This is a genomic window from Brevundimonas diminuta, assembly GCF_022654015.1.
Classification (GTDB): Bacteria; Pseudomonadota; Alphaproteobacteria; order Caulobacterales; family Caulobacteraceae; genus Brevundimonas; species Brevundimonas diminuta_C.
Window position 1 is genome coordinate 1,355,129 of record NZ_CP073063.1, and the last position, 24,593, is coordinate 1,379,721.

Annotated in this window: 26 protein-coding genes; 11 read left to right on the plus strand and 15 right to left on the minus strand. The window is 65.7% G+C overall.

From position 1 onward, the window contains the following. Nucleotides 1–54: 54 nt before the first annotated feature. The 5 genes from KAK88_RS06650 to KAK88_RS06670 all read left to right on the plus strand — a co-directional run bounded on the left by KAK88_RS06650 (nucleotide 55) and on the right by KAK88_RS06670 (nucleotide 4,538). Nucleotides 55–1,170, plus strand: coding sequence for an MlaE family ABC transporter permease (locus KAK88_RS06650; RefSeq protein WP_039246445.1), 1,116 nt, complete (start codon nucleotides 55–57; stop codon nucleotides 1,168–1,170). Next, nucleotides 1,167–1,943, plus strand: a complete 777-nt coding sequence (locus KAK88_RS06655; protein ID WP_039246447.1) for an ABC transporter ATP-binding protein — start codon at nucleotides 1,167–1,169, stop codon at nucleotides 1,941–1,943. Before KAK88_RS06650 ends, KAK88_RS06655 begins: the two co-directional genes overlap by 4 nt. Nucleotides 1,944–1,955: 12 nt before the next feature. Continuing rightward, nucleotides 1,956–2,894: an MlaD family protein gene (locus KAK88_RS06660; RefSeq protein ID WP_039246448.1), complete on the plus strand. Its 939-nt coding sequence runs from the start codon at nucleotides 1,956–1,958 to the stop codon at nucleotides 2,892–2,894. Then, entirely contained in the window at nucleotides 2,891–3,541 is a 651-nt protein-coding gene (locus KAK88_RS06665; protein ID WP_242078372.1) for an ABC-type transport auxiliary lipoprotein family protein, read from the plus strand. Before KAK88_RS06660 ends, KAK88_RS06665 begins: the two co-directional genes overlap by 4 nt. 94 nt (nucleotides 3,542–3,635) lie before the next feature. Beyond that, the gene (locus tag KAK88_RS06670; protein WP_242078373.1) at nucleotides 3,636–4,538 is read left to right on the plus strand and encodes a hypothetical protein; all 903 of its coding nucleotides are present in this window, start codon (nucleotides 3,636–3,638) and stop codon (nucleotides 4,536–4,538) included. Between the two features lie 3 nt (nucleotides 4,539–4,541). Here KAK88_RS06670 and uvrA read toward each other — a convergent pair whose 3' ends face one another. From uvrA to KAK88_RS06685, 3 genes are all read right to left on the minus strand, one after another. After that, a complete protein-coding gene (gene uvrA / locus KAK88_RS06675) occupies nucleotides 4,542–7,487 on the minus strand; it encodes an excinuclease ABC subunit UvrA (protein ID WP_242078374.1) in 2,946 nt (981 codons plus the stop codon). A gap of 110 nt (nucleotides 7,488–7,597) precedes the next feature. Then, nucleotides 7,598–8,092 carry a group III truncated hemoglobin gene (locus KAK88_RS06680; RefSeq protein WP_242078375.1) on the minus strand — a complete coding sequence of 165 codons (495 nt, stop codon included), beginning with the start codon at nucleotides 8,090–8,092 and terminating at the stop codon, nucleotides 7,598–7,600. A gap of 25 nt (nucleotides 8,093–8,117) precedes the next feature. After that, nucleotides 8,118–8,552 (minus strand): hypothetical protein, encoded by a 435-nt coding sequence (locus tag KAK88_RS06685; RefSeq protein WP_242078376.1) that lies wholly within the window; start codon nucleotides 8,550–8,552, stop codon nucleotides 8,118–8,120. 117 nt (nucleotides 8,553–8,669) lie between these two features. Between KAK88_RS06685 and KAK88_RS16030 the strand changes: the two genes are divergently transcribed. Together KAK88_RS16030 and KAK88_RS06690 are read left to right on the plus strand one after the other, a co-directional pair. Next, nucleotides 8,670–8,795 carry a hypothetical protein gene (locus KAK88_RS16030; protein ID WP_277928840.1) on the plus strand — a complete coding sequence of 42 codons (126 nt, stop codon included), beginning with the start codon at nucleotides 8,670–8,672 and terminating at the stop codon, nucleotides 8,793–8,795. A 31-nt stretch (nucleotides 8,796–8,826) separates the two neighbouring features. Beyond that, complete coding sequence (locus tag KAK88_RS06690) at nucleotides 8,827–10,338, plus strand: ABC-F family ATP-binding cassette domain-containing protein (RefSeq protein WP_242078377.1); 1,512 nt, start codon at nucleotides 8,827–8,829, stop codon at nucleotides 10,336–10,338. Between the two features lie 6 nt (nucleotides 10,339–10,344). Here KAK88_RS06690 and KAK88_RS06695 read toward each other — a convergent pair whose 3' ends face one another. The 4 genes from KAK88_RS06695 to KAK88_RS06710 all read right to left on the minus strand — a co-directional run bounded on the left by KAK88_RS06695 (nucleotide 10,345) and on the right by KAK88_RS06710 (nucleotide 13,873). Beyond that, nucleotides 10,345–11,922, minus strand: coding sequence for an EAL domain-containing protein (locus KAK88_RS06695; RefSeq protein WP_242078378.1), 1,578 nt, complete (start codon nucleotides 11,920–11,922; stop codon nucleotides 10,345–10,347). 90 nt (nucleotides 11,923–12,012) lie between these two features. Then, nucleotides 12,013–12,450, minus strand: coding sequence for a flagellar basal-body protein FlbY (locus KAK88_RS06700; RefSeq protein ID WP_242078379.1), 438 nt, complete (start codon nucleotides 12,448–12,450; stop codon nucleotides 12,013–12,015). Further along, nucleotides 12,447–12,749, minus strand: coding sequence for a rod-binding protein (locus KAK88_RS06705; RefSeq protein WP_066623075.1), 303 nt, complete (start codon nucleotides 12,747–12,749; stop codon nucleotides 12,447–12,449). The genes KAK88_RS06700 and KAK88_RS06705 overlap by 4 nt, the downstream gene beginning before the upstream one ends. 2 nt (nucleotides 12,750–12,751) lie before the next feature. After that, a complete protein-coding gene (locus tag KAK88_RS06710) occupies nucleotides 12,752–13,873 on the minus strand; it encodes a flagellar basal body P-ring protein FlgI (RefSeq protein WP_017504614.1) in 1,122 nt (373 codons plus the stop codon). 183 nt (nucleotides 13,874–14,056) lie between these two features. Between KAK88_RS06710 and KAK88_RS06715 the strand changes: the two genes are divergently transcribed. From KAK88_RS06715 to gltX, 3 genes are all read left to right on the plus strand, one after another. Next, nucleotides 14,057–14,482 carry a flagellar assembly protein FliX gene (locus KAK88_RS06715; RefSeq protein ID WP_242078380.1) on the plus strand — a complete coding sequence of 142 codons (426 nt, stop codon included), beginning with the start codon at nucleotides 14,057–14,059 and terminating at the stop codon, nucleotides 14,480–14,482. 179 nt (nucleotides 14,483–14,661) lie between these two features. Continuing rightward, nucleotides 14,662–15,096 (plus strand): RNA polymerase-binding protein DksA, encoded by a 435-nt coding sequence (dksA, locus tag KAK88_RS06720; protein WP_017504616.1) that lies wholly within the window; start codon nucleotides 14,662–14,664, stop codon nucleotides 15,094–15,096. Between the two features lie 76 nt (nucleotides 15,097–15,172). Continuing rightward, nucleotides 15,173–16,507: a glutamate--tRNA ligase gene (gene gltX / locus KAK88_RS06725; RefSeq protein ID WP_242078381.1), complete on the plus strand. Its 1,335-nt coding sequence runs from the start codon at nucleotides 15,173–15,175 to the stop codon at nucleotides 16,505–16,507. 15 nt (nucleotides 16,508–16,522) lie between these two features. On the opposite strand, the gene KAK88_RS06730 is transcribed toward gltX, so the two are convergent. Together KAK88_RS06730 and KAK88_RS06735 are read right to left on the minus strand one after the other, a co-directional pair. Further along, the gene (locus KAK88_RS06730; RefSeq protein WP_017504618.1) at nucleotides 16,523–16,816 is read right to left on the minus strand and encodes a CC_3452 family protein; all 294 of its coding nucleotides are present in this window, start codon (nucleotides 16,814–16,816) and stop codon (nucleotides 16,523–16,525) included. 105 nt (nucleotides 16,817–16,921) lie between these two features. Then, complete coding sequence (locus tag KAK88_RS06735) at nucleotides 16,922–17,527, minus strand: TIGR00730 family Rossman fold protein (RefSeq protein ID WP_039246470.1); 606 nt, start codon at nucleotides 17,525–17,527, stop codon at nucleotides 16,922–16,924. Between the two features lie 111 nt (nucleotides 17,528–17,638). On the opposite strand from KAK88_RS06735, the gene KAK88_RS06740 reads away from it, so the two are divergent. After that, entirely contained in the window at nucleotides 17,639–18,361 is a 723-nt protein-coding gene (locus KAK88_RS06740; RefSeq protein WP_242078382.1) for a hypothetical protein, read from the plus strand. A gap of 117 nt (nucleotides 18,362–18,478) precedes the next feature. On the opposite strand, the gene mnhG is transcribed toward KAK88_RS06740, so the two are convergent. From mnhG to KAK88_RS06770, 6 genes are read right to left on the minus strand one after another with little or no spacing between them, the layout of a single operon-like run. Continuing rightward, nucleotides 18,479–18,820 (minus strand): monovalent cation/H(+) antiporter subunit G, encoded by a 342-nt coding sequence (gene mnhG, locus KAK88_RS06745; protein ID WP_242078383.1) that lies wholly within the window; start codon nucleotides 18,818–18,820, stop codon nucleotides 18,479–18,481. Then, nucleotides 18,817–19,098 (minus strand): K+/H+ antiporter subunit F, encoded by a 282-nt coding sequence (locus KAK88_RS06750; protein WP_242078384.1) that lies wholly within the window; start codon nucleotides 19,096–19,098, stop codon nucleotides 18,817–18,819. The genes mnhG and KAK88_RS06750 overlap by 4 nt, the downstream gene beginning before the upstream one ends. Continuing rightward, a complete protein-coding gene (locus tag KAK88_RS06755; RefSeq protein WP_242078385.1) occupies nucleotides 19,095–19,583 on the minus strand; it encodes a Na+/H+ antiporter subunit E in 489 nt (162 codons plus the stop codon). Before KAK88_RS06755 ends, KAK88_RS06750 begins: the two co-directional genes overlap by 4 nt. Next, nucleotides 19,580–21,175 (minus strand): monovalent cation/H+ antiporter subunit D, encoded by a 1,596-nt coding sequence (locus KAK88_RS06760; RefSeq protein WP_242078386.1) that lies wholly within the window; start codon nucleotides 21,173–21,175, stop codon nucleotides 19,580–19,582. Before KAK88_RS06760 ends, KAK88_RS06755 begins: the two co-directional genes overlap by 4 nt. Next, a complete protein-coding gene (locus KAK88_RS06765) occupies nucleotides 21,172–21,516 on the minus strand; it encodes a Na+/H+ antiporter subunit C (RefSeq protein WP_210416180.1) in 345 nt (114 codons plus the stop codon). The genes KAK88_RS06760 and KAK88_RS06765 overlap by 4 nt, the downstream gene beginning before the upstream one ends. Then, nucleotides 21,513–24,431: a monovalent cation/H+ antiporter subunit A gene (locus tag KAK88_RS06770; protein ID WP_242078387.1), complete on the minus strand. Its 2,919-nt coding sequence runs from the start codon at nucleotides 24,429–24,431 to the stop codon at nucleotides 21,513–21,515. Before KAK88_RS06770 ends, KAK88_RS06765 begins: the two co-directional genes overlap by 4 nt. Nucleotides 24,432–24,593 lie beyond the last annotated feature (162 nt).

Genomic DNA, 24,593 nt, shown 5'->3' on the forward strand with positions numbered 1-24,593 from the left:
CTGTTCAGAGGGTCAGGGGAAAATCGCGATGTCAGACCGGTCATCAGAGGCCCGATGAACCAGGCCGCATATGAAATCGTCGATCGTGATGGCGAAGCCCGTCTGCGCCTGACCGGCGACTGGACAACCACGGCGCTGGGCCGTCTGCCGACGGAACTGAGCCGCGATCTGGAAGGCCGCGAAATCGCCAGCATCGACACCTCCGATCTCGGTCGCTTCGATACCGCAGGCGCGCTGGCTCTGGTGCAGGCCTCAAGCGGTCGGCTGTCGAAGAGCCAGTGGAAGGATCGACCCGAGGCGGGCCGCATCTATCACATGATCGAACTGCTGGAGCGGCAGAGCGCTCCGGCGCCGAAACGCCCCAGCGCCTTCGTTCGCACCTTCGCCAAGATCGGGCGAGGCGTGTACGATTTCGGCGGCGAGGCCATGTTGTCGCTGGCCTTCCTGGGTCGGCTGATGGCTGCTGTGGTGGAAGCCGCCAAACGCCCCGGGGGCATCCGCTGGCCGGCGTGGGTCAGTCAGGCCGAGCGCGCCGGGTTGGACGCCATCCCGATCGTCATGATCACCAACTTCTTCATCGGGGCCGTGATCGCCTTCATCGGCGTGGACCTGTTGACCGACTTCGGCGCCCAGGTGTTCGCGGTTCAGCTGATCGGTGTCGCCATGTTCCGCGAGTTCGCCGTGGTCATCGCCTCGGTCCTTCTTGCGGGACGTTCGGCCTCGGCCTTTGCGGCTGAGATCGGGTCGATGCGGATGAACCAGGAGGTCGACGCCATGCAGGTCATGGGCGTCAATCCATTCCAGGCCCTTGTTATTCCTCGTGTCGCGTCGCTGGTGATCATGCTGCCGCTGCTGACCTTTATGGGCATGATCGGCGGTCTTATAGGGGGTCTGGTCGTGTGCTGGAGCTCGTTGAATCTCGGCCCGTCCTTCTTCTTCCAGCGTCTGGTCGAGGATGGCACCATGGCCCAGCATCTGATGGTTGGTCTGGTGAAGGCGCCGGTCTTCGCCCTGGTGATCGCCGCCATCGGTTGTCGTCAGGGCATGGCCGTCGCCGGCGATGTCGAAAGCCTGGGCCGCCGCGTGACGGCCGCCGTGGTGCAGGCCATCTTCGCCATCATCTTCCTGGATGCCGTGTTCGCCCTGGTCTTCTTGGAGCTGAACATATGACCGAGGCGCCAGAAAACCTGATCGAGGTGCGCGGCCTGCTGAGTCAGTTCGGCGAGCGCACCATCCACGAGAACCTCGACCTCGACCTGGTGCGCGGCGAAGTCCTGGGCGTCGTCGGCGGATCGGGCGCGGGCAAGACCGTGCTGCTGAACACCATCATCGGCTTGAAGGAGCCGGAGGGCGGATCGGTGAAGGTGCTCGGCTACGACCGGGCGAACCTGACCAAGGCCGAGGCGGCCGACATCGAAAAGCGCACCGGCATCCTGTTCCAGCAAGGGGCGCTGTTCTCTTCGCTGAGCGTGCTGGAGAACGTGGCTTCTCCCCTGGTCGAACACACCAAACTGCCAAAATCGGTCATCTATGAGTTGGCCGAGTTGAAGATCGCCATGGTCGGTCTGAAGCCCGAGCATCACCATCTGAAGCCGGCCGAACTGTCAGGCGGCATGAAGAAGCGCGCCGGCCTGGCGCGTGCGCTGGCGCTGGATCCCGAGCTGGTGTTTCTCGACGAGCCGACGGCGGGCCTGGATCCCATCGGCGCCGCCGCGTTCGACGATCTGATCCGGCAACTGGCGGACGACCTCGGTCTGTCCGTCTTCATGATCACTCACGACCTCGATACGCTCTACGCCATCTGTGACAAGGTGGCGGTGCTGGCGGACAAGCGGGTCGTGGAAAAGGCCACGGTGCAGGAGCTGGAAGGCTCCGACCATCCGTGGATCAAAGAATATTTCCTGGGGCCGCGCGGACGCGCAGCCACCAAGTCTGCCGCCTGAGGAGAGCGGATCATGGAAAGAGACGCACATTACGCCGCCGTCGGCATCGCCACCGTCGCCCTTCTGGCGGCCCTGGCGGTGTTCACCATCTGGCTGGCCCGGCTGCAGTTCAACAGCGACTACGACATGTACGACATCGTCTTCTATGGGCCGGTGAACGGCCTGTCCGAAGGCGGCGAGGTGCATTTCAACGGCATCCGCGTCGGCGAGGTCACCGATCTGAACATCGACACCAAGCGCGGCGATCAGGTCATCGCCCGTGTCCGCGTGGACGGCACGACCCCGGTGCGCGTGACCTCGCGCGCACAGTTGGAGCCGCAAGGCATCACCGGCCTGAACTACATCCAGATCACCGCCGGCTCGCCCAACAGCGCCCTGTTGAAAGAGCAGTATCCGGACAATGTCGTGCCCGTGCTGCAAAGCCAGCCGTCGCCGATCGCCGAACTCTTGAGCGGTTCGGGCACGGTGCTGGCCCAGACCGTGGATGCGCTGAACCGGATCAACCGCGTCATGTCCGACGACAATATCCGCAGCTTCTCCACCAGCGTGAAGAACGTCGAGGCCCTGACGACCGAACTGGAAGCCCGCAAGGCCATCTTCCAGCAGCTGGAAGAGGCCGTGACCAACGCCAACGCGGCGGTGAAGGAATACCAGGCCCTGGCCGTCGACACGCGTCAGATCATCAATACGGATGGTCGCCAGGCCATCGCCAACATCAACTCGGCGACGGCGGAGGCCCGCACGGCGATCGCCTCGGCCAACCGTTCGATCACGGGTCTGGAGCGTCCGCTGGGTGACTTTGCGACGACCAGCCTGCCGCAACTGACCGGCACGATCGAAGAACTGCAGGACGCCACCCGGTCTCTGCAATCCCTGATCGACGACGTCCGCGCCAGCCCGCGCGACTTCATCGGTCGTCCCAAATCCAAAGAGCTGGAGGTGCAGCCGTGATCCTTCGTCCTGTCCTTCGACTGGCGGTGTCCGCCGCTGTCCTGACCGCGCTGAGCGGATGCGCCCTGCTGTCCTCACCGGACCCGGTGCAGAACTATCGGTTCGGCCTGCCGATGGCCGCGCCGTCGGCGGTGGGCGACACGCCGGCGCCCCTGACGGTATCCATCCGCCGCATCGAGTTCCCTGATGCGACCGGCGACGACAAAATCCTGGGCGTGACGGGTCTGGAGACGGCCTATATCGGCGGCGCACGCTGGGTGTCGCCTGCCTCGACCCTGTTTGACGACAGCCTGAAAGCGGCGTTCGCCAATCGGGCCGACCGCATTCGCGTGCTGGGTCGTCGCGAACCGGGAACGCCGCCGCTGATCCTTCAAGTCACGGTCACGACGTTCGAGGCGCGTTACGCCGCGCCGGGGGCCGTGCCGGACGTCGTCGTGACCGCGCGGGCGCAGCTGCGCTCCACCCCGGAACGGCGCGCGGGCGGCGGCACCATTCGTCCCGAGGAAGGCCGCTCGGTGGAGCGGATATTCACCGTAACCCAGCCCGCCGGCGACAACCGTGTGTCCGCCATCGTTGCAGCTTTCGACACGGCGACCCGCGACATCAACACCCAGATCGCGGACTGGACGATCGCTTCGGCGAACTGAGGCGAGCGTGTGCATTTTGCCGCGTGGGTGGCGGTGCGGGACGTAGACTTGCGGATGCGCTAGGGTGCGCCGCGAATCTGCTCCCGGAGTTGTCATGAGTTTTTCCGCCACCGACGCGGCCTTCGAAGGCTTCCGGGTCGTTCGTCGGCATCCGATCGTCGCGGTCGCATGGGGCCTGGTCTATCTGGCCGTCTATGTCGCCATGTTCGGCCTGGGCGCCGACAAGTGGGCCAGCCTGATGGCGGCGGGTGAAGCGCTGGAACAGTCGGCCAACCCGTCGATGGCGGAGTTTCAGGCCTTGGGTCAGACTTACGCCGGAGCCCTGATCTGGGCCGCGCCCATTGGCCTGCTGGTCGGCGCGGTGCTGAGCGCGGCGGTGGCGCGCTCGGTTCTGCGGCCGGACGAGTCGTCTTGGGGCTATCTGCGTTTTGGCATGGATGAGGTCCGTGTTCTGGCGGTCAGCCTGATCGTCAGCCTGGCTGTCGGTTCGGCGTCGGGCGTCGGCATGATGGTGGTCGGCGCGACCATCGGTTTCGGCGCGGCGTCGGGGCAGGCGCTGCTGATTTTGGCCGGCGTGCTGCTGATCTTCGCCGTCTTTGCCCTGATCGTCTGGTTGGCGATCAAGTTCAGCCTTGCGGTTCCCATGACGATCGATCGCCGCAAGATCACCATCGTGGAATCGTTCGCCGCCACAAAAGGTCATTTCTGGTCGCTGCTGGGCATGGCCGTAATCGCCATCATCATGTCCCTGATCGTCAGCATCTTGGGCATGATCATCGGCGCAGCCGCAGACCTCGCCACCGGCGGCATCCAGACGCTGGCGCGGTTTGACGGCGAGGGACTGGGTCAGATCCTGATGCAGGCCTGGCCTGCGATCCTGGTGTCGTCGATCGTCAACGCCTTCCTGGCCGCGCTGCAACTCGCGGTCCTGTATGCCCCGTTCGCAGCGGCCTGGAATGGACTTCGAGGGGGTCAATCGACCGACGTCCTTTCCTAACGATTAGGCCGACGCCTTCACCCTTTTCTTCTTGGCCGGAGCATCGACTGACCCGCCCAGAGCCGCCACACGCGCCTTGCGGCGGTCCTCGTGCCGATCCAGCACCTCCTTGAGGTATTTGCCGGTCCAGCTGGCCATGTTGTCGGCGACCTGCTCGGGTGTGCCGACCGCGACGATCTCGCCGCCGCCGTCGCCGCCCTCGGGACCGAAGTCGAGCAGATAGTCGGCAACCTTGATGACATCGAGATTGTGTTCGATCACCACAATAGTGTTTCCGGCCTCGACCAGTTCCTGCAGCACCTCGAGCAACTTGCGCGTATCCTCGAAGTGCAGGCCGGTCGTCGGCTCGTCGAGGATGTAGAGTGTGCGGCCGGTGGCGCGTTTCGACAGTTCCTTCGACAGTTTGACGCGCTGGGCCTCGCCGCCCGACAGGGTGGTCGCCGGCTGGCCGACCTTGACGTAGCCCAGGCCGACCCGTTCCAGCGTCAGCATCTTGTCGCGGATGGGCGGCACGGCCTTGAAGAAGCTGGCGGCCTCCTCGACCGTCATGTCCAGCACGTCCGAAATGGACTTGCCCTTGAACACGATCTCTAGCGTCTCGCGGTTGTAGCGTTTGCCCTTGCAAACGTCGCAGGTTACATAGACGTCGGGCAGGAAGTGCATCTCGATCTTGATGACGCCGTCGCCCTGGCAGGCCTCGCAGCGCCCGCCCTTGACGTTGAAGCTGAACCGGCCGGGGCCGTAGCCGCGCGCTTTGGATTCCGGCAGGCCGGCGTACCAGTCTCGGATAGGCCCGAAGGCGCCGGTGTAGGTCGCGGGGTTCGAGCGCGGGGTGCGGCCGATGGGCGACTGGTCGATGTCGATGACCTTATCGAAATGCTCCAGGCCTTCGATCCGGTCGAACGGGGCTGGGGCTTCCGATGCATTGTTCAGCCGACGCGCAGCGGCCTTGTACAGGGTCTCGATGGTGAAGGTGGACTTGCCGCCGCCCGAGACGCCGGTGATGCACGTGAAGACGCCGACGGGGATTTCGCCCGTGACGCTCTTCAGATTGTTGCCGCTGGCGCCGCTGATCTTAAGCATCCGCTTGCGGTTGATGGGGCGGCGACCCTCGGCGGGGATTTCGATCTCGCGCTCACCGGTCAGGTATTTGCCGGTCAGGGACTTGGGGTTGGCCATGACCTGGGCCGGCGTGCCCTCGGCGCAGACCTGGCCGCCATGAACACCGGCGGCCGGGCCCATGTCGATGACGTAGTCTGCGGTCAGGATGGCTTCTTCGTCATGCTCGACCACGAGAACCGAGTTGCCGAGGTCGCGCAGGCCCTTCAGGCTTTCAAGCAGGCGGGTGTTGTCGCGTTGGTGCAGGCCTATGGACGGCTCGTCCAGCACATAGAGGACGCCGGTCAGGCCCGAGCCGATCTGCGACGCCAGGCGGATACGCTGGCTTTCGCCGCCCGACAGGGTGCCGGAGGATCGGGACAGGTTCAGATAGTCCAGGCCGACGTTGTTCAGGAATCGCAGCCGGTCGCAGATTTCCTTCAGGATGCGCCGGGCGATCTCCATCTGCTTTTCGGTCAGATTCTCTTCCAGCGTCGAGAACCACAGATAGGCCTTGGAGATCGACAGGGTGGAGATGTCGGCGATGTCCTCGCCGCTGACCTTGACCGCCAGGGCTTCGGGCTTTAGCCGCTTGCCGTGGCAGGCGTCGCAGGGCGTCTCGGACTGATAGCGGGCCAGTTCCTCGCGCACCCAGGCGCTGTCGGTCTCGCGCCAGCGGCGCTCCAGGTTCGGCAGCACCCCCTCGAACGGCTTGGAGACCTCGTACTTTCGAGCGTTGTCGTCATAGACGAACTTGATCTTCTCGGACCCCGTGCCGTGCAGGATGGCCTTGTGCGCCTGGGCGGGCAGGTCGCGCCACGGCTTGTCCATCGAGAAGCCGTAGTGAAGGCTCAGTGACTGCAACGTCTGGGTGTAGAGCGGCGACGGCCCACGCGCCCATGGCGCCACGGCACCCTTGTGCAGGGTCTTGTCGCGGTCCGGGATCACCAGATCGGCGTCGAACGCCAGTTTGACCCCCAGGCCGTCACAGACCGGGCAGGCGCCGAAGGGATTGTTGAACGAGAACAGGCGCGGCTCGATCTCGCTGATCGTGAACCCCGACACTGGGCAGGCGAAGCGTTCGGAAAACAGGATGGAGCGCGGCGCTGTCTCGCCTTCCGCAGTCGAGGCCCATTCGGCGTTGGCGATGCCGTCGGCCAGACCCAGCGCCGTCTGCAAGCTGTCGGCGTAGCGCGCTTCCTGATCCGGTTTGGTGACGATCCGGTCCACGACGATGTCGATGTCGTGCTTGAACTTCTTGTCCAGGGTGGGCGCTTCGTCGATCGGGTAGAACTGGCCGTCGATCTTCAGGCGCTGGAAGCCCTGACGCTGCCACTCGGCGATCTCTTTTTTGTACTCGCCCTTGCGGCCGCGAACGACAGGAGCGAGCAGCAGGATGCGCTCGCCGTCGGGCAGGGCGACTAGCTTGTCGACCATCTGGCTGACAGTCTGGCTCTCGATGGGCAGGCCGGTCGCCGGCGAATAGGGCACGCCGACCCGCGCCCACAGCAGACGCATATAGTCGTGGATTTCCGTCACCGTGCCGACTGTCGAGCGCGGGTTCTTGGAGGTGGTCTTTTGTTCGATCGAGATGGCCGGGGACAGGCCTTCGATCAGATCCACGTCCGGCTTGCCCATCAGCTCCAGAAACTGGCGGGCGTAGGCCGACAGGCTCTCGACATAGCGGCGCTGGCCCTCGGCATAGATGGTGTCGAACGCCAGCGAGGATTTACCCGACCCCGACAGGCCGGTCATCACCACCAGCTGCTCACGCGGAATGTCGAGATCCACGCCCTTGAGGTTATGCTCGCGGGCGCCGCGAACGCGGATGAAGTTATGCTTTTCGGTCATGCTGTCCGGAGAACGCGGAGGAGGGCCGGCGGGTCCGGCGCGACATCGCTATATGGGGACGAATTGCCGGATTGAAGCAAGAACAATGTAGGAACATTGCTGCCGGCGCATCATTCCGGCGCCCACGCCGGCGTAGGCCGCACGAAACGCTCGCCCTTGGCCAGAAGCACGCCGCTGGCGTTGGCGACGCCCAGTTCCAGGCGTTCGGCGATGCGGCGGGTGCGTTCGACGAAGTAGTCGGCGGCGACGGGTGGACACAGGGTGCGCGCGGTTTCGGCGAACAGCTCAAGCCAGCGATCGAAATGCCGCGCATCGATCGGAAGCGGCAGGTGTTTCGGCATCGGCCGGCCCTGATAGACGCCGGTCGACAGGGCGACCGACGACCAAAACAGCTTCATCTGCTTCAGATGCGGCGCCCAGTCCGTGATCCTGTCTGCGAAGATCGGGCCGATCAGGGCATCGTCGCGGAGGCGGGCGTAGAAGCCTTCGACCAAGGCGTCGATCATGGCTTCGTCTATGCCCGTTTCGTCCCGCAGGCGCTGGACCGCGGCCTCGCGCCGCGCGGCGGCGCCGGCGGGGTCTTCGATGCGGAAACGGGTTTGCATGACGGCTGGTCTAGCCGCCGCCAGCCTATTGGTCGAGAAAGTCGCCGGCGTTGAACGACAGGATGCAGATGGCGTCACCACCCGTCGCATCGGTCGAGCAGGAATCGACGCCGTACAGGTCGGCCTCGACCTTTGCGGTCGAGCGGAACGTGCGGCCGTCACGCTGGAATGTCGATCCGATCTTCTCGCTCCACGGGATCAAGGCCGCAGCAAAGGCCGCGGCCGGCGCACCCGTGCAGGTGAACAGAATATATTCCGCGCCGTCCCCGTTGTCCGCGCGGCGATAGGTGCCGGCCGCGGCGGCCTGCTGCAGGCAGGCGGCATAGAGCCGCGCGTTGGGCGTCGGCGCCTGGGTCGGCACGGCGCTGTAGTTCGGGGGTGGAGGCGGCGCGTTCGGCGCGGTGGCGCAGGCGGCGCAAGCGAGGGCGGAGACGATCGCGGGGGTGACGACGGTTTTCATGATTGTCTCCTCAATGCCAAGCTTCTCACGCGGCCGTGTTCGACGCCAGACTTGCGCATTGCGGGATTACGACCCATCCTCCTTGCTCTGACGCGTTTTGCAGAAGGTATGACGATCATGATCATCGCATTGGCCACCGGTTCCGCCCTGTCCGCCATGCTGCTCGTGATCCTCAATGCCAATCAGCCCAAGCCGAAACGCGTCCCCGTCCGCACTCGCGACACTCGACAGGGTCGCCGCTAGGACGCCGGACGGCGCCACTCTTTTCGACGATTTGAGCCTGACGTTCGGGCCTGAGCGCACCGGCGTCGTCGGCCGCAATGGCGCGGGCAAGACCACGCTGCTGCGCCTGATCTCGGGCGAAGCCGCGCCGGCCGAAGGGGCTGTCGCGCGAGCCGGAACGGTCGGCGTCCTGGATCAACGCTATGAGCCGACGCCTGCTGAGACCGTCGCTCAAACCCTCGGCGTCGAAGGAGCGCTGGCGGTTTTGGCGCGGGCTTTGGCGGGGCAGGGAACGGCTGACGATCTGGCCGAGGCCGACTGGACGTTAGAGACTTGTCTTGAGGAGGCCTTGCGCGACGTCGGGCTGTCGGATGTGGACCTCGAACGCCTGACGTCCAGTCTCAGCGGGGGCGAGCAGACGCGGTTGCGCTTTGCGGGATTGAGGCTGTGCCGGCCAGATCTGATCCTGCTGGATGAGCCGACCAATCATCTGGATGCCCAAGCGCGTCCGCTGGTCGCCGATGTCATCGCGCGTTGGGACGGCGGGGTCGTGGTTGTCAGCCATGATCGCGACCTGTTGCGCCGCATGGACCGAATCCTTGAGGTGTCGAGCCTTGGCGTCGCCAGCTACGGCGGCGGCTATGACGCCTATGTCGAGCGAAAAGCGCTGGAACGCGAGGCGGCGACGCGGGATCTGGCCCAATCTCAACGCGACCTCGCGCGTGTCGGCGGCGAGGCTCAGCACCGCGCGGAGGCCCAGTCACGCCGCGACGCCGTCGGCCGCCGCAAGGCCAACAAGGGCGACATGCCGAAAATCCTGCTGGGCGCACGGGCCGAGCGCGCTGAAAACACCGGCGGGCGCGGCCGACTGCTGGCCGAACGTCAGGCCGAGGCCGCGAAGGATGCCTTGGCCTCAGCCCAGGCGCGCGTGGAGCGGACGCGGACGCTGGCGATCCCGATGCCGACGACCGGCCTGCCAGCGGGACGGGCGGTGCTCACATTGGACCAGGCAGGCTGGGCGACACCTGAGGGGCGGGCGATCGTCGGGCCGATTGATTTGAAGCTGGTCGGGCCGGAACGTGTCGCGATCACGGGGGCGAACGGCGCGGGCAAGACGACCCTATTGCGGCTGATCACCGGCGATCTGCAACCGACGACAGGGCGCGTCGAGCGGCCTGTGCGGGCGGTGCTGCTGGATCAGGAGGTCAAGATCCTGAGCCCGGACGAAACGCTGGTGGAGGAGTGGCGACGGTTGAACCCGCAAGGGTCGGTCAATGACGCCCAGGCGGCGCTGGCGCGGTTCCTGTTTCGCAACACGGCGGCGCAGCGCCGGGTCGGCGAACTTTCGGGCGGAGAGCGGCTGAGGGCGGGCCTGGCCTGCGTCATGACAGGCGCGACGCCGCCGCAGTTGCTGGTTCTGGACGAGCCGACGAACCACCTCGACCTCGACGCCATCGCGGCGGTCGAAGAGGCGCTGAACGCCTATGACGGCGCCTTGATCGTGGTGAGCCACGACGTGGATTTCCTGGCGGCGCTGAAGATCACGCGCACGGTCCAGCTCTGAGGTCGGTCAGCCCCAGGCCTCGACGGCGCCTTTGCGACGAACCATCGACGGGCTGGATAGTTGGGTGCGCGGCTCGGCTTCGGCCCGGCCGAACAGCCAGCCTTGGCCGTATTCGACGCCCGCCGCCTTGAGCTCGGATGCGACGCCGTCGGTCTCGATCATCTCGGCAATGGTTTCCAGCCTCATCGAGCGGCACATTTCGACGATGCTGTGCAGCATGGCCTTGGAGCGTTGGTCGGTCTGGATGTCGCGCACGATGGCCCCGTCGATCTTGACCGAGTCCACAGACAGTTTGCGCAGATAGTCGAAGGCGGCGGCCCCGGCGCCGAAATCGTCGATGCAGACCTTGATGCCGGCTTCGCGCAGCGCAGCCAGGCGACGGTCGGCGGCTTCGATGTCTGCGACGGCGGAGGTTTCGGTCACCTCGACCATCAGGCGACGACGCTCCTCGGGCGCGCCGGCGGTCATGCGCAGCAACTGCTCGACATAGGTGTCGTCGCCCAGCGAGGCGCCCGAGACATTGATCGCCATCTTCAGCAGGCCGGCGCCGGGCTGGCGCATCCGCTTCAGCACCTTCTCCGCCACGGCGAGATCGAATGACTCGATCATGTCCAGCTCCTCGGCCATGCGAATGGCTTCGGCGGGACCGCTGTTGCCGCTGAATCGGGTCAGGGCCTCGAAGTGATGGACCGCTCGTGAATCCAGATGGACGATGGGCTGATAGTGGACCTGGAACTCGCGCGACTTGACCAGACTGCGGAAGGTCTCGGCGTCGCGGAAGGTGCGCTTCAGGGAGTCTGCGAAGGCGATCTGCGGATTGGCGAGGCCGTCGCCCTTCAGGCAGCCTTCGATGGCGAACCGCATGGCGCGCAGCACGCACAGGGAATCCGATCCGGGCGGCACGGGCGAGCTGAACGCCTCCGCACCCAGCGACAGGCCTTCGGCGCGACCGGCTTCCACGATTTCGGCGGCGATGTCGCGACGGTCGTTGGCGGGGCGGAGAAGGGCATAGCGGACGCCGGTGACCTGTGACGCGCTCGATCCCTCGACGGCGGCGGACTGAAGCGTGGCCTCGATGCGGCGGTTCAGACGGTCGGCGGCTTCGCCGGTGACGTTCTCCAACCCGGTGATGTCGAGGAAGGACAGGGCCAGGTCGGGATTGGATTCCAGCACGCGCCCGGCGTCGGCCAGGAAATCTTCCGGTTCCAGAAGCGGCCGTGTGTCCAGATCCTCCAGCGCGAAGGCCGGGCCTTCGTAGGAGATGGCGCAGGAGACGGCCGGCGCCATCTGCGGCAGGACGAAGGCGCGGAACGAGGCGCGGCGCACGCGGTCGGGACCGGCCGCCACAAGGATCGACGTCGCCGGAATACGCACGCCGGCCTTCATGCCTTGCAGGGCGGTCAGGGTGGAGGCGCCGTCGTGCAGCAGATCGAGCAGGGGACGGCCTGTCCAGGTTGCGCCCGCGTCCTCGCCGGCCACGGCGCCCGCGCCGATCGCAAAGGCGACCACGCCTTTTGGATCCACCTCGACCAGGGTGTCGGCGGAAGCGAAGGCCAGGCCTAGGAGGCGGGTGGTCAGCGTCATGAGGCCATGCTGGCACACAGTCGCTTAAAAAATAGGCAATGACCCTTAGGACGCGAACCGTGATTTGCGAACGGCTAAAGGCTGTCCTGTTCAGGCCATTCGGTTCAGGGCGACAGCGCGTCCGTCGCCCTGCGAGGCGCGGCCGTTGGCGGCGTAGGCGGAAGCGGGGGTGCGGGCGGCGGTGACCTCCGCCGCGATGGCGCGGACCAGACCCTCGGAAATCTGACGCGCGGCGTCGACGGCGCGGCTGTGTCGCGTCAGGGCCGCGTCGAATTCACGCGTGGCGTCGATCAGGGTCTTTCGATCTTCGAGCGGAGCGCCGCTCAGCAGCGCCGGATTGGCTTTCACATGGGCGGAATCGCGACGGTAGAGATTGGCCATCTCCTGCGTTTCCGACAGACCAGCCGCCACATCCTGAGGACGGCCATCGGCGAAGGCGGCTGTTTCGGCCTTCAGCCGCTCGGTCAGGCGCAAGGTCAGGGTCGTCAACTGACGAACCCGCGCCTGGGCCAGTTCGGTGTCGCTCATTGCCGGCCCTCCTGCATCTTCAACATTTCGGCCATCACCGTATTGCTGAGGCCAATGCCGCCGGCCTTCACCGTCGACTTGGCCATTTCGTCCAGCATGAAGCTGCGCCATGTCGCCTCGCCCTGGCCGCCGCCGAACAGGCCGTCGGTCGACAGGCCTTCGAACATCGGCTTCAGCATCTGCGAGATGAAGGTCGCCTCGAAGGCCTTGGCGGTTTCCGCAATCTTGTCGCGATTCACGGCTGTGGGCGCGGCCGCGGCGGGGCGCAGCAGATCGGCGGAGACGGTCAGGTCGGTCATGCTCACATCACCTCGATGTCGGCCTGCAGGGCGCCGGCGGCCTTGATGGCTTGCAGGATGCTGATCATGTCACGCGGGCTGACGCCCAGAGCATTCAGGCCATTGACCAGGGTAGACAGGTTGGCGCCACCGCCAACCAGCCGCATCTGGGTGCCCAAATCCTCTTCGACGTTCACCTGGGTCGAGGGCACGACGGCGGTCTGGCCCCGGCTGAAGGGCGCCGGCTGACTGACCTGCGGTTGTTCGTCTACGGAAATGGTCAGATTGCCCTGAGCGATGGCGACGCGAGAGATGCGTACGGCGTCGCCCATCACGATGACGCCGTTGACCTCGTCGATGATGACCTTGGCGGGTGTATCGACGCTGACAGCCAGGTTCTCGATCCGGCTGATGAAGCCCGCCATGCCCAGTTCGCCGGGCGCGCGCAGGGACACGACCGTACCGTTCTCGGCCAGGGCCGACCCCGGATAGGCGGCGTTGACGACGGCGGCGACGCGCTGGGCGGTGGTGAAGTCGGGGTTGCGCAGATTCAGGCGCACCTCGTTCATATTGGCCATCTGGAAGCCGGTCTCGCGCTCGACCAGAGCGCCCGAGGCGATGCGGCCCGCGGTCGGCACGCCGCGCGTCACCGACGACCCCGACCCGCCCGACGCCGAGACGGCGCCGGTCTGGACCGAGCCTTGCGCCACCGCATAGACCTGACCGTCCGCGCCTTGCAGGCTGGTGACGACCAGCGAACCGCCCAGCAAGCTCTTTGCGTCGCACATGGAGGCCACCGACACGTCGATGCGCGAGCCGGGCGTGGCGAAGGCGGGCAGGTCGGCCGTGACCATGACGGCGGCCATATTCTTGGTGTTGGCGTTGGCGCCGCGAATGTTGACGCCCAGCCGCTCGGTCATGCCTTCCAGCGACTGGCGAGTGAAGGGGCAGTTGCGTAGGGAATCGCCCGTCCCGTTCAGCCCCATGACCATGCCGTAGCCGACCAGCTGGTTGCCGCGCACGCCCTCGACGGCGGCGATGTCCTTGATGCGCGATTGCGACTGGGCCAGCGCCGAGGTCGCGCCGCCGGCGACGACGAGCGTCGCGGCGACGGAGGCGATCAGGCGGGCAAGCAGATTTTGCATCGGTCAGGCGTCCACGCAACGTTATGCTGTCGTCCGTGCGAGGATCGTGCCGGAGAATTAACGACGTGAATTCAATGCCGATCGACCTTTCACGGCCAAAGAAGCGGCAGGATTTGCCGGGGCGTTAACCAAACAGTCATCGCCGCCCGTCATCCATGGTTTCATGACGTGGAGCACCTGCACATGAAGGTTGTCGGCCCCAACGGCGTCAGCACGCCTGCGAGCACACGTCCGACGCGATCCGCCAGCGGCTTTTCGCTGGGGCAGGCCGCGGCTGCGTCCGCGCCCGCTGCAACGACCGCCAGCGCGGCAACGGCCGGGGTCTCTGACGTCTCGGCCCTGATGGCCCTTCAAGGGGTCGAGGGACCTCTGGAAAAGCGACGCCGTGCGATCCGGCGCGGCAGCGGTCTTCTGGATCGCCTCGACGAAATCAAGCTGGCCCTGCTGAACGGCGACGCCGACGAGGGGGCTCTGGATCGACTGGCGCGGAGCCTGCGCGAAGAGCGCACCGATGACGACGACAAGGACCTGGCCGCCTTGCTGGATCAGATCGACCTGCGCGCTTCAGTCGAACTGGCGAAGGCGGAAATGCGCCGCAACCGCCCCTGATACGAAATAATCGTCTGACATCAGGCGGCTAAGCTTCGGTAGTGAGTGACTTTTGCCACTGTCAGGCGGTTAGTCGCCCTATTTTCATCACGGAATCGAGAACCGCGTTGCCGCGACTCGACGGGCTGATTATACGGCCATCTACGCCACAGGGGGGCGTGTTAGAGAGCGTGAGATCGATGAGCGCCTTGGCGTCCGTTGTGTCCGACGAAACCGGCCCGTATCGGCCGTCTGACAGCGAGCCGTTCATGAACGAACGGCAGCAAGCCTATTTCAAGAAGAAGCTGCTGGCCTGGAAGGATGAGATCCTTCGCGAGTCCAAGGGCACGGTCGTCAATCTGAAAGCTGAGACCGAGAACCACCCCGATCTGGTGGACCGGGCGTCTTCGGAATCCGATCGCGCGCTGGAGTTGCGCACCCGCGACCGCCAACGCAAGTTGATCTCCAAGATCGACGACGCGCTGCGCCGGATCGAGGACGGCTCCTACGGCTACTGCGAGGACACGGGCGAACCCATCAGCCTGGGGCGTCTGGAAGCCCGTCCGACGGCGACCCTGTCGGTCGAAGCCCAGGAGCGCCACGAACGCCGCGAACGCGTTCATCGCGACGACTGAGGTTTAAGCCTTACGCGCCTTGACTTCGCCGGGTTGCGGGGCGACCTAGCCGCCTCGCTTTCGAGGTCGTCTATCCATGTCCGTCAAGGTTCGTTTCGCCCCGTCGCCCACGGGCAAGCTGCACGTCGGCAATGTCCGCACCGCCCTGGTGAATTGGATGTTCGCCAAGGGGCAGGGCGGATCGTTCGTCCTGCGCATCGACGATACCGACCTGGCGCGCTCCACGCCCGAGTTCGAACAGGGGATCGAAGACGATCTGACCTGGCTGGGGATGCCGTGGGACGAGCGTTACAACCAGTCCAAACGGTTCGATCGCTACGAAGAAGCGGCCGCTAAGCTGAAGGCGTCCGGGCGGCTTTATCCCGCCTATGAGACCGCCGACGAGCTGGACCGTCGCCGCAAGGTGCAACTGTCGCGCGGCCTGCCGCCGATCTATGACCGCGCGGCGCTGGAACTGACCGAAGAGCAGAAGGCCGCATACGAAGCCGAGGGGCGTCGTCCCCATTGGCGCTTCAAGCTGGACGGCAAGCGCGTCGCCTGGGAAGACCTGGCGCGCGGTCATGCGGAGGTGGACACCGCCTCAATGTCGGACCCGGTGCTGATCCGCGAGGACGGCCTGTTCCTCTACACCCTGCCGTCGGTCGTCGATGACATCGACATGGCCATCACGCACATCATCCGGGGCGAGGACCACGTCACCAACACCGGGGCGCAGATCGAGATCTTCGAGGCGCTAGGCGCGACGGTTCCGGGGTTCGCCCACATGCCGTTGCTGGTGGGCGCCGACGGCGCGGCCCTGTCCAAACGCCTGGGATCGCTGTCGATCAGCGACATGCGCGACCAAGGCTATGAGCCGATCGCCATCACCAGCCACCTCGGCCGGATCGGGACTTCTGATCCCCTGGAAGTCGGCGCCTCGGTCGAGGCTCTGGGGCAGAGCTTCGCCTTCTCCAAGATGGGCCGTTCGCCGGCGCGCTATGACACAGCCGATCTGGACCGACTGAACGCCCAGGCGCTGCACGTCATGGAGTATGCGACGGCGCAGCCGCGTCTTCAGGCTCTCGGCGCCGATCTGGGCGAAGCCTTCTGGAATACGGTGCGGGGCAATCTGACGAAGTTTGCCGACGTCGCGGACATGGCGCAGATCGTCCGTGGTCCGATCCAACCTGTTATCGAAGATGCGACCTTCATCGAAACAGCGCTGCGTCTGCTGCCGGAAGTGATCGACGAGAACGCCTGGTCGGCGTGGACCTCGGCCGTCAAGACCGAAACGGGCGCGAAGGGCAAGGCGCTGTTCATGCCGCTGCGTCTGGCGCTGACGGGCCAGCAGCACGGGCCGGACATGGCGGCCATGGCGCCGCTGATCGGTCGCGAAACCATCCAGCGGCGGCTGAGAGGCGAGGCGGCCTAAGCCGCCTCACGCAGTCTAGGCGTTGCAGACAGCCAGTTCGTCGGCGCTCAGGGCGACACCCTTGTACGAGAAGGCGGTCACGGGACCGAACTTCTGAACCACGCGGCGGCAGGCGCGCGTCGCGGGCTGTTCCGTGCCGCCAGCAGCGGTGCAGGTCGCGCCTTCGCAGGACCACCGAGCGCCGTCGATGATGGTGGCGCGTGCGGGCGCCTTGGCGGCGTCGGCCAGCGTCAGGCTGGTGGCGGCGGGGGCTTGGGCGACCGCAGGGGCGGCGGCGAACAGGGCGGCGGCGATCAGCAGAGCGCGCATGGAAAACTCTCCGAAATGAAGAACGGCGTCATGCCGCTACGCTCCCATGTCAGTTTTCGATAAAAACTGTCAAGACGCGCGCAGCGGATTATGAGCGATGATCACTTATCGATGATCATGTTTCAATTGCGGCGCATCGCCGCCGGCTTGAACCTGCGCCATCGCCTCTTCGACGGTTTCGGCGACGGTCCAGGCGTCCAGGAACGACGGCGGCGTCATTCCTTCTGCGACGCTGTGCTTCATCAGGTCGAAGAACCCGTTCCAGAACCCGTTCAGGTTCAGGAACACGACCGGCTTGTGGTGCAGGTCCAGACGCTTCCAGGACAGCAGTTCCACAACCTCTTCGAGGGTGCCGATGCCGCCGGGAGCGACCACGAAGGCGTCGGATTGGTCGTACATCAGCTGTTTGCGCTCGTGCATTGAGGTGACGACGACGGTTTCGACCTCGTCGAACAGGCGTTCGCGGCTGCGCAGAAAGGCCGGCATGATGCCGACGACCCGGCCACCCGCCTCATGCGCGCCACGCGCGGAGGCTCCCATCAGACCCACGCCGCCGCCGCCATAGACCAGCCGCCAGCCGGCCTCAGCCGCCGCCTTGCCGAAGGCGTAGGCCGCCTCGGTATAGGAGGGATCGGCGGTCTCGGAGGCGCCGCAGAACAGGCAGACGGAAGAGCCGTCGAAGGGCAGGAACGAAACGGGGGGCAGGGACATGGAGCCTCGAAGAAAACGAATAGGCGGCCTGGCCATGGCCAAACCGACGGCGCTCAAGCTAACACAGGCTCGAGCCGCTGGGTCGCCAGTCCTATATCGTAGAGGCGCAGGATGAAACGTCGGATGATGGTCGCGTGTGTCGCGGTCCTGGCTGCCGCAGCCTGTTCCGATCAGCAGGGCGGCGTGGCGGGGCCGACGGGGGCCGACGAGGCCTCGCCCTGGGTTCGCCCGCCTCAGATCGATGGCGTGACGCGAGACGGCGGCGTCCTGGTGCTGCGCGGCGGGGCGGGGCCCAATGCGCGTGTCGTGCTGCGTGCGCCGGATACTGCGGCCGTGGCGACGACGGCGGACGGCGCGGGGCGTTTCGAACTGCGACTGCCGCCTCTGAGCGGCGATGTGCGTTTTACGCCCGAGGTGCAGGTGGGCGAGGACGCCGCCGTCTCGCCCGAGACCCTAGTGGTGATCAATGGCGGGGCCGGTCCGGTCGCCCTGATTGCAGCGGGCCAGCCGACGGTTCGCCTCGATGGCGGCAATGGGCTGGACGCTGTAGATTCGGACGGCGCGACTTTGATGGCGTCGGGTCGAACAAATGGGGCGGCTCCCTCGCTCAATATCAACGGTGCAGATATGGCGCCGACAGCGATCGGGCGCGGCCGCTGGCGGGCCGTCATCGAACAGTCGGGTGCGGCGACGATCACGGTGAATGGCAAGCGCTTCGACTATCCGGGCGCGGGCGCGGCTGGGAGCTTCGTCGTCGAGCGGGCGGGGGCAGGCTGGCGGATCACTTGGCCTGTCGAGCCAGCAGGGCGTCAGACGACATGGCTGCCGGACTGAAGGCGGTTAACGATCTGGAAACCATTTCGGTTAAGGAATGGGGTTGTCCTCAGGGACACCATCACCGAACCTGCTTGCAGCCCGGCGCCCCCGCCGGGCTTCTTTTTTGCGGGTCGATCAGCCCTTTCTCGGCGTGTCTTCGGCGCCCTCGGTGCGATCGCGGAACAGGGCGGCGCGGGCCAGCAGGATCAGGGTGACTGGCGTCGTGACCGTCAGGAAAAGGCCGATCAGGATCTCGCGCGGCATGAAACGCCGCTCGACGGCCGTAAACCAGACGATTGAGGCCAGCAGGACCAGCGCCATGCCGAGCGTGGCCCCGAGTGTCGGAGCGTGAACGCGCTCATAGAAGGTCTTCAGCCGAACCAGCCCAACCGCGCCCAGCAGCGAGAGGGCCGACCCGATGACCGCCAGGCCGACGACGATGATGGCGGCCCATGCGGGAACATCAGCCTCGGTCATTCGATCACCTCGCCGCGCATCAGGAACTTAGCCAGGGCTACAGTGGCGGCGAAGCCCAACATGCCGATCACCAAGGCGGCCTCGAAATAGAGCTGGCTGCTTGTTCGGATGCCGAACACCACCACCAGCAGCATGCCGTTCAGATAAAGGGTGTCCATGCCCAGGACGCGATCCTGGGCGCGCGGACCGTGAATGATCCGCCATGCTGCCAGGCCCATGGCGCAGATCAGCATCAGTTGGGCCAGACCCAGGCCCCAGGTCAGCACCGCCGCCGTCATTCGAAAATCTCCATCAGCCGACGTTCGTAGCGATCCTTGATCAGCCGCACCCAGGTCTCTTCATCCACCAGATCCAGCACGTGCAGCAGCAGACGGCCGGTCGCGGCTTCGTATTCGACCCACAGGGTGCCGGGCGTCGAGGTGATGATGATGGCCAGGACCGCCAGACCATATCGGTCGCGCAGGTCCAGCGGGATGTGGATGAAGCCGGATGTGCGCTCATGCCGTCGCCGCCCCAGAATGATGTGCGACACCGCCCAGTTGGAGCGCACGATGTCGCCGACGACATCGATGGCGAGGCGCATTATGGCCATCGGCGCCTTCACCCGCACGCGATCCACGCCCAGCGCCAACATGATGATCGGCGCCAGCAGGGCCAGCAACACCGCGAGCGCCAGGGACGGCGGCGCGACCGAGGCGCTGAGCAGGATCGAGGCGACGAACAGGCCTAGAGACAGGACGGGGTAAGGGAGGACGCGTCTCATCGCCCGCTCCCGCCCAGCACCGCGTGGATGTAGCCTTGCGGGTCAGCCAGCCAGGCCGCCGTGTGGTCGGTGTAGATCAGGGCGGAGCCAGCGAAGATGGCCAAGAACACGCACGCGCCAAGCAGGGCTGCGACCGCCGTCAGCTCGGCCGCACCCACCACGAAAGCTGGCGCATCCTCGTCGCGCGTCCAGATCGCGCCGACGCCCAGGCGCGTCAGGCCGATCAAGGCGCCGAGGCTGGACACGGAAAGTACTGCTACCAGCGTCCAGGCCGCCGCATCGCCAACGCCGACCAAGGCGCTGATCATCGAAAGTTTTCCGACGAAGCCGGCCAAGGGCGGCAGGCCGGCGACCATCAGGGTGCAGATCAGAAAGGCGCCGCCCAGGGCCGCGACGGCCGCCGGGATGACCAGGCCCGGCTCGTTGCGCTCTTCGTCGTCGAACGGATCACGATATTCGTCATCGAAAACAGCGCGCGCCTCGCCGACGTCAGGCTCACGCCCGCGCTGAAGGATTTCGGCCAGCAAAAATAGGGCTGCGCAGGCCAGGGTGGAGCCGATCAGGTAAAAGAGCGCGCCGCTGAGCGTCGCCGCATCGCCGACGCCCAGGCTGGCCAGAACGGTGCCGGAAGAAATCATCACGCCAAACCCGGCGGCGCGCGACAAATCGCGAGAGGCGATCAGGCCGAATGTGCCGAACGCTATGGTCGCCAGTCCGCCGACGAACAGCCAGGTCAGGCCAAATCCGGCGGAGGCCCCCGCGTCGGCGCCAAACAGCAGCAAACTGAGGCGGATGACCACATAGACCCCGACCTTGGACAGGATGGCGAAGACCGCCGCCGCAGGCGCGCTCGCCGCCGAATAGGTCGGCGTCAGCCAGAAGCCCAAGGGCCACATGGCGCACTTGATCAGAAAGGCCGTGCCCAGCACCGCCGCTCCGATATGGAACAGGCCCAAGTCATCCGTTGCGACGGTCGCAACCCGCGTCGCAATATCCGCCATGTTCAGCGTTCCGGTCACCCCGTAGATCAGGCTGACGCCGATCAGGAACAGCAGGGATGCGGTCAGATTGACGGCGATATAGATCACGCCCGCCCGCACCCGCGCCTCGCCCGACCCATGCAGCGCCAGTCCGTACGACGCGGCCAGCATGATTTCGAAAAAGACGAACAGGTTGAACAGGTCGCCGGTCAGCAGGGCGCCGTTCACGCCCATGATCAGAAGCAGGAACAGGGCGTGGAAGCGCGGTCCTGCTCGGTCCCATCGCGCCAGGGCGAAGATCAGCGCGCATCCACCCAGAACGCTGGTCAGTGCGACCATCATCGTCGACAGACGGTCGGCCACCAGGACGATGCCGTAAGGCGCGGCCCAGGATCCCAGGCGGTAAACACGCGCAGTATCGCCGCCGCCCACGGCGCCGTTCGCGCTCTCGTGCAGCAGAACCAGAGCCATGACCAGAATGGCGGCCATAGCGCTCAAGCTGAGCGCCGCCTTCAGCGTTCGGCGACGCTCGTCCAGCAGAAGCATGGCGGCGGCGATAATCATCGGCAGGACGATGGGGCCGATGATCAGATGGGCGTTCCAGTCGATCATGCGTCCGGCTCCTTGCCATCGACATGATCGCTGCCGGTGATGCCACGTGCCGCCAAGATGACGACCAGGAACAGCGCCGTCAGGGCGAAGCTGATGACGATCGCGGTGAGGACCAGCGCCTGCGGCGTCGGGTCGGTGTAGCGCGCGGGATCGGAGACCTCGCCCGCCAGCACGGGCGGCGCGCCCGACCTCAGCCGTCCCATCGCGAAGATGAAGATGTTGACCGCATAGGATAGCAACGACAGCCCCATGATCACCTGGAAGGTGCGCGGGCGGAGCAGCAACCAGACACCGGAGGCCGACAACACGCCGATGGCGAGGGCGAGAACCAGCTCCATCATGACGGCTCTCCATCTTCGGCGTCTCTTTGCTTGGGCTTGCGCAGCGACTGGTGCGCCAAGGCGACCAGGGTCAGGACCGTGGCGCCAACGACCAGAACGACCACGCCAAAGTCGAACAGCACGGCGCTGGCCAGCGGCACGCGACCCAGAATCGGCAGGTCGGCATACTGGAACCAGGACGTCAGGAAGGGATAGCCGAAGAGCCACGATCCGATCCCGCTAAGCGCGGCGACCACCAGGCCGGCGCCGATCCAGAAGATGGGCCGGATCGCCAGCCGCTCTTCGACCCACCGGGCGCCCGAGGCCATATATTGAAGGATAAAGGCGATCGACAGGACCACGCCCGCCGCGAAACCGCCGCCCGGCAGGTCATGCCCGCGCAGGAACAGGTGAACGGCGAGCAGGATGATGAAGGGGAAGATCCAGCGCATCACCACGCGGGGGATCAGCATGGTCTCCTTGAGCGTGTCGCCCTCCGATCGCGTCTCATGATCGCGGTCGGAGGCGTCCTGCACGCTCTGCTGGCTGGGATTGGACAGGGTGTCGTCGGCGGGGCGGAAGCGGCGCAGCAGGGCGAAGATCGTCAGGCCGACAATGCCCAGAACTGTGATTTCCCCAAAGGTGTCGAAAGCGCGGAAGTCGACCAGGATGACGTTGACGATGTTGCGCCCACCCGCGTCCTTATAGGCGTGCTCTACGAAGAAGCGCGAAATCCCCTCGATCGATGGACGCGTCATGATGGCGTAGGAAATGGCCGCCAACGATGCGCCGACGGCGGCGGCGATGATCAGGTCGATGCGGCGACGGCGGCGAGACCGCTTCTCCATGGCCTTTGGCAGGCGAATGGTCTCCAGCCGTTTCGGCAGCCAGCGCAGGCCCAGCAGCAGCAGGACGGTTGTCACGACCTCGACCAGCAACTGGGTCACGGCCAAATCCGGCGCCGACAGCCAGACGAAGGACAGGCAGCTGGCTAGACCTGCGCCGCCCATCAGAACCACGGCCGCCAGCCGGTGATATTTCGCCTGCCATGCCGCTGCGACTGCACAACTGGCGCCGACCAGCCAAAGACCAGCGAAGGCCCAGTTGGACAGGGTGAATGTCGGCATGATCGGGCGGATCACCAATCCGGCGCCGATCGCTGCCAGCCCGCCCGCCAGCAGGGCGACCAAGACGATGGCCCTCAGCTGTGCCTGTTGTCGTGTGGCGCCCAACAGGCGAACCATCGCCTCCGACCCCTTGAAAAGGCCGGTCATGGTTCGCTCGAACAACCAACCGCCGTTCAGACGCTTCCAGCCCCATGGTCCGCCGCGCGGATTGGCGTTGATGCGCTTGCCGAAGACGACATAGAGGCCCACGCCGCCGGCGAGGGCGATGAGGCTCAGCACCAGCGGCAAGTTGAACCCGTGCCACAGGGCCAGACTGTAGTAGGGCAGGTCGAAGCCCAGCACCGAAACGGCGGCGCTCTTCAGGAACGGCCCCACCGTCACAGCCGGGAAGATGCCGACCACCAGGCACAGCGCGACCAGCACCTCGACGGGGCGCCGCATCCAGGCAGGCGGCTCGTGCGGGATGCGATCCAGTTCGGTCGGAGTCGGGCCGAAGAAGGTCGCGTGGATAAAACGGAGGGAATACAGAACGCTGAAGGCGCTGGCCAAGGTGGCTAGGGCTGGCAGCAGCATGTTCAGGCCGTGCGTATGAGCGCTGGCCACCGCCTCGGCCAGGAACATTTCCTTGGACAGGAAACCGTTCAGCAGTGGCACGCCCGCCATTGCGGCTGCGGCCACCATGGCCAGGGTCGCCGTAAAGGGCATGAAGCGAAACAGACCGCTGAGTTTGCGCATGTCCCGCGTGCCGGCCTCATGGTCGATGATGCCGGCGGCCATGAAGAGCGACGCCTTGAAGGTGGCGTGGTTCACCGTGTGGAAAATGGCCGCGATACAGGCCAGCGGACTGCCCAGCCCCAACAGCAGCACGATCAGGCCCAGATGGCTGATCGTCGAATAGGCCAGCAGGCCTTTGAGATCATGCTGGAAGATGGCGCACCAGGCGCCGAGCAGCAGCGTCGCCAGGCCCATGCCGCCGACGATCAGATACCAGCTCTCGGACCCCGCCAGAACGGGCCAGAAGCGGATCAGCAGGAATATTCCAGCCTTCACCATGGTGGCGGAGTGTAGATAGGCGCTGACCGGCGTCGGCGCGGCCATGGCGCGGGGTAGCCAGAAGTGGAACGGAAACTGCGCGCTCTTGGTCATCGCGCCGAGCAGCAGCAGAATCAGCGCTGGCAGATACAGCGGGCTGGTCTGGATCGCCTCTCGTGACGCCAGGACGACATCGAGATCGTAACTGCCAACGATCCGCCCAATCAAAATCATGCCGACCAGCAGGGCGATGCCGCCCATGGCCGTCACCGTCAGCGCCATGCGCGACCCTTCGCGCGCGGCGGGGTTCTGGTGCCAATAGCCGATCAGCAGGAAGGAAAAGAGGCTGGTCAGCTCCCAGAAGACCACCAGCTGGATCAGATTGCCCGACAGCACCACGCCTTGCATCGCGCCCATGAAGGCCAGCAGGAAGGAGAAGAACCGGGGCACAGGGTCCTTCGGCGACATGTAGTAGCGGGCGTACAACACCACCAAGGCGCCAATCCCCAGGATCAGGGCGCTGAACAGCCACGACAGTCCGTCCAGTCGCAGCACCAGATTTACGCCGAGCGACGGCAGCCACGGGATTTCGTAGCGCAGCGTCTCGCCGTCCTGGAACATTGGCCATAGCGCGGCAAGACACCCCAAGCTGACCAGGGACACGACCCACGACAGAATGGCGGCCGAGGTGCGTGCGTGACGCGGCAAGCCGGACGCGACGATGGCGCCAAGGAACGGCAGGACCAGGATGACGACGAGAAGAAAACTGATGGACATCGAGGCGGGGCGTCTCTCCTGGATCGCAAGGGATCGCTTTGCCAACGCTCAAGGTTGGCCAAGGTTCGCTTGGACCTACGGACAGGGGCAGGGTGCGTCAAAGCGACACCAGAGCGCGGTAGCCGACGCCCAATAGCTCGGCCGCCGTTCAAACAGATCAGA